The following is a 3585-nucleotide window of genomic DNA, read 5'->3' on the forward strand; positions in this document are numbered from 1 at the left end:
CGTGCACGTTTTTGTTCTGTTAAAGCCATTTTATACCTCTTTTACTATTAATTGATCATATAGAGCTTGATAGTTGGCCATGTTGACATGACCAGTCATTTTTTCTTGAGCATTGAGCATACCAAGGACATTTGCCTTGATGAGTAATTCTGAATCCGATTCTTTGTGAAGAAGTCCTGAAGAAATTCCTGCCACAGTAGAGTCTCCAGATCCAACAGGGTTGACTACCTGGATTCTAGGAATATCTACCTTGTAGAAAGTGTCACCATGTTTGGCAAAGGCACCGTTGGCACCAAGTGAAACGATAATCCATTCAATACCTGCAAACAAAGATTCTTGAAGGACTTCTTTTAATTCATCCAAATTCTCAGAAACTTCTCTTCCTAGAAGCTGGGACAATTCCTCATTATTTGGTTTGATGACTGTTGGTTTATGTGGTGATTCAAGAACTGCCTGAAGAGCCGCACCAGAGCAGTCCAAGACTACAGGCTTGCCAGCTTGATTAGCAAGTTCTACCAAGCTCGCATAGTAATCAACCGGAAGGCCAGCTGGCAGACTACCTGAGATAGCTACTACTTCAACTGACTCTAGGAGATTTTTAAAATGTTCCAAAAAGTCTTGACCTTCCTGTTCCAATACTTCAGGACCTTTTTCAAGAACTTCTGTTTGGTTATCTCCGTGAAGAATAGCGATACAGTTACGAGTTTCTCCCTGAATAGAAAAGAAATCTTTCTTTACTTGATCATCGATATGTTCAACCAAAAACTCACCAAGTTTGCCACCCACTAAACCAGTAGCAAGAACAGAATCTCCAAATTCTGAAAGTACTCGAGTAACATTGAGGCCCTTACCACCAGCCGTTTTGGTTACATCTACCACACGATTGACAGTATCAATCTTCAACTCATCCAAAGGATAGGAAATATCGATGGACGGGTTCATTGTGACTGTTAAAATCATAGGTCACCTCTTAGTCGTGGTATTCTCCGCGATCCCATTTTTCAAGGAATTCAGTGAAGAAGTTTGCATCTGTTTGTTGAGCATTGTGACTTTCAAGGTGTTCAATTTTCGCAATCAATTTCTTGTTTTCTTCAGATGGTTTGTATTCAGCATGGATGAAAGCTTCGATGATATCACACATGAGCAATTCACCAGTAATCTTACCACCAAAACCGATAACGTTAGCGTTCAATTCTTCTTTAGCATAAAGGGCTGTTGTCATATCACGAACCAAGGCAGAACGAACACCAGGAACTTTATTTACAGCGTTGTTGATACCAACACCAGTACCACAGATACATACTCCAAGATCAGCTTGACCGCTAGTTACAGCTTCCCCTACTTTTTTACCAAAGATTGGGTAGTGAGTACGTGTATGGTCATATGTACCAAAGTCAATGACTTCATATCCTTTTGATTTCAAAAATTCTGAAACCGCCATTTTTTCATCTGTTACGATGTGGTCACATCCAATTGCAATTCTCATTAGTTATTCCCTCCGATTAATTATATAAATCTAATATCATTTATCCCTACTCAAAAAAAATCAAGATTAGCTTAGGAAGCGAGCTGCAAGCATAACTGAGGTTAGCTAAAGTGAGCTGACAACAGATTATCTTGATTTTTGAAGAGTATTAGCACATTTTGTTCAACATATCGACCCTAATTTGGTGACGTCCACCATCGTATTTCCCGTTAACAAATCCTTTAGCGATGTTTTTAGCCAATTCATCACCAACAAGTTGTGCACCCATAGTGATCATACGTGAGTTGTTGTGGCCACGAGTCATATAAGCTGAACGTTCGTCAGATACTTCTGCAGCGACCATTCCTTTGATCTTAGTTGCAACCATAAATGGACCAGCTCCATAAGCATCAATCACGATACCAAGGTTTTGTTCTTCTTTGTTTACTTCTGCAGCAACAGCAAGAGTCACATCGACAAAGTCTTGACCTTCAGCTGTAACATCCACAACGTGGAAGTTTTCTTTTTCCAAGAAGTCTTTCACAACTTCTTTCAATCTCAAACCTGCAGCATCTGCACCGATAACAATAGACATATTGTATACTCCTTTTTATTTTTCTAGGCTAGTAAAACCTTTTATAGTTAGCAGTTTAGCTACAAAAAGCTTTCTAGCAGTTTATTGACAAATTGGATTGAATGAGATGAATGACACCTTATTCAAGTTTAGGAAACCAGTTCCCTAGAAATAATCTTTCTCCACGAAATAGAATATAACAAGCGATTATTTGTTTGTTACAAACATCATTTGTTGCTTACAAACATAATATACTCCTATTTCTTGAAAAAGTCAACAGTTAATGTTTGTTTTTGTGTTTTTTAACTAAAAAATTTCGATGTCAAAACCAATTTGATCCACTTGACCAGGTTCTAGGAGACGAACATTCTTCTTATCTTCTAGATGATTTCCTTCTTCAAGGGATGTTGACAAGCCAGACCACGGTTCAAAAGCAATGAAAGGGCCTTTATTCAAAGTTGACCAGATGATGAGATTTGGAAACTCTGCAAAGTGCACTTTCAATCCCTTATCATGTTTACGAGAACGAAGGGCAATTGTTCTAGATTGCAATTCATCTAAGGTGACTGCATCCGTGCTGAAAAGATCATAATTAAGATCTAATTCTTTTTGACCCTCTAGCCATGGACTTCTATCTTGAAAATCCAGCATACCCGTTTCTGGGAAAGGACGTGGAACAGAGCAAGTCTCTTCTTTCTCAAACTCTAAATAATAATCTTCATAGACTTCATCATCAAGCAGAGGACAATTAAATCCTGGATGTCCACCAATAAAGTAAGGCATGACCTTGCTAGTTTCTTTATTGAAAATCTTGTATTGGGTCCGTACTGTCTTACCAGTAAGGATATAAGTGATTTCTAGACGGAAATGATAAGGATAGTTTTGATAGCTATTCTCATCGTCTTCAATTGCAAAAGTTACACTCTTGTCTGTCTGTTCAACTAATTCAAATTCTTTCTTACGAACCAAACCATGACGAGGAATCTTTCCTTGGCTTTCTTGTCCCTTCTCATCTATATAGAGTGCTGTATCCTCTCTCAATGAACCACAGATGGGGAATAGAACAGGAGCTTGTCCACTCCAATAAGTGGCATCCCCTTGCCACAAATACTCAAGTCCCTCAGCATCTTTTATAGAAGAAAGAGACCCACCAAAACTGTTAAATTGAACTCTTAATTGTTCTGATTTTAATTCAATTACCATTATTTTCTCCGATTTCTTGATAGTTTATAAAAAATTAGGCTGTCACTCCTATCAGGAAAATGACAACCTAGCCTTAACAATTTACATTTTATAGGAGCGCATTATTTTGCTCTTGCTGCGTACTCTTCGTTACGTTTGATCATTTGTTTTCTGTACCAAGCAAAGATACCGATATAGAATACAAGGAAGACTACAGCACCAAGGATTGCTTTGATATCACCTGTTGTAGTGTTACCAATTGTCCAACCAAGAAGTTTTTCGATTGGTCCTTCAAGAGTTGAGTGAGTGATCAATTGAGTTTGGCTCACACCTTCTGGGAAGGCACCTACACCTTTAGCAAGTT

4 protein-coding genes and 1 pseudogene are annotated in these 3585 nt (G+C 38.4%); all 5 read right to left on the reverse strand.

The genetic code is table 11. The annotated features are described in order from the left end of the window. Positions 1-30: 30 nt before the first annotated feature. Positions 31-960, reverse strand: coding sequence for a tagatose-6-phosphate kinase (locus tag QZ359_RS01735; protein WP_293956014.1), 930 nt, complete (start codon positions 958-960; stop codon positions 31-33). A gap of 10 nt (positions 961-970) precedes the next feature. Next, positions 971-1486 carry a galactose-6-phosphate isomerase subunit LacB gene (gene lacB / locus QZ359_RS01740; RefSeq protein WP_173277739.1) on the reverse strand — a complete coding sequence of 172 codons (516 nt, stop codon included), beginning with the start codon at positions 1484-1486 and terminating at the stop codon, positions 971-973. A gap of 148 nt (positions 1487-1634) precedes the next feature. Then, positions 1635-2060 carry a galactose-6-phosphate isomerase subunit LacA gene (gene lacA, locus QZ359_RS01745; RefSeq protein ID WP_000029277.1) on the reverse strand — a complete coding sequence of 142 codons (426 nt, stop codon included), beginning with the start codon at positions 2058-2060 and terminating at the stop codon, positions 1635-1637. 285 nt (positions 2061-2345) lie between these two features. Continuing rightward, a complete protein-coding gene (locus tag QZ359_RS01750) occupies positions 2346-3242 on the reverse strand; it encodes an aldose 1-epimerase family protein (protein ID WP_293956030.1) in 897 nt (298 codons plus the stop codon). 101 nt (positions 3243-3343) lie between these two features. After that, positions 3344-3585: pseudogene (locus QZ359_RS01755) on the reverse strand (PTS galactitol transporter subunit IIC); the annotation flags it as partial.

Source organism: Streptococcus sp., from assembly GCF_019414905.1.
In the GTDB taxonomy this organism is placed as follows: domain Bacteria; phylum Bacillota; class Bacilli; order Lactobacillales; family Streptococcaceae; genus Streptococcus.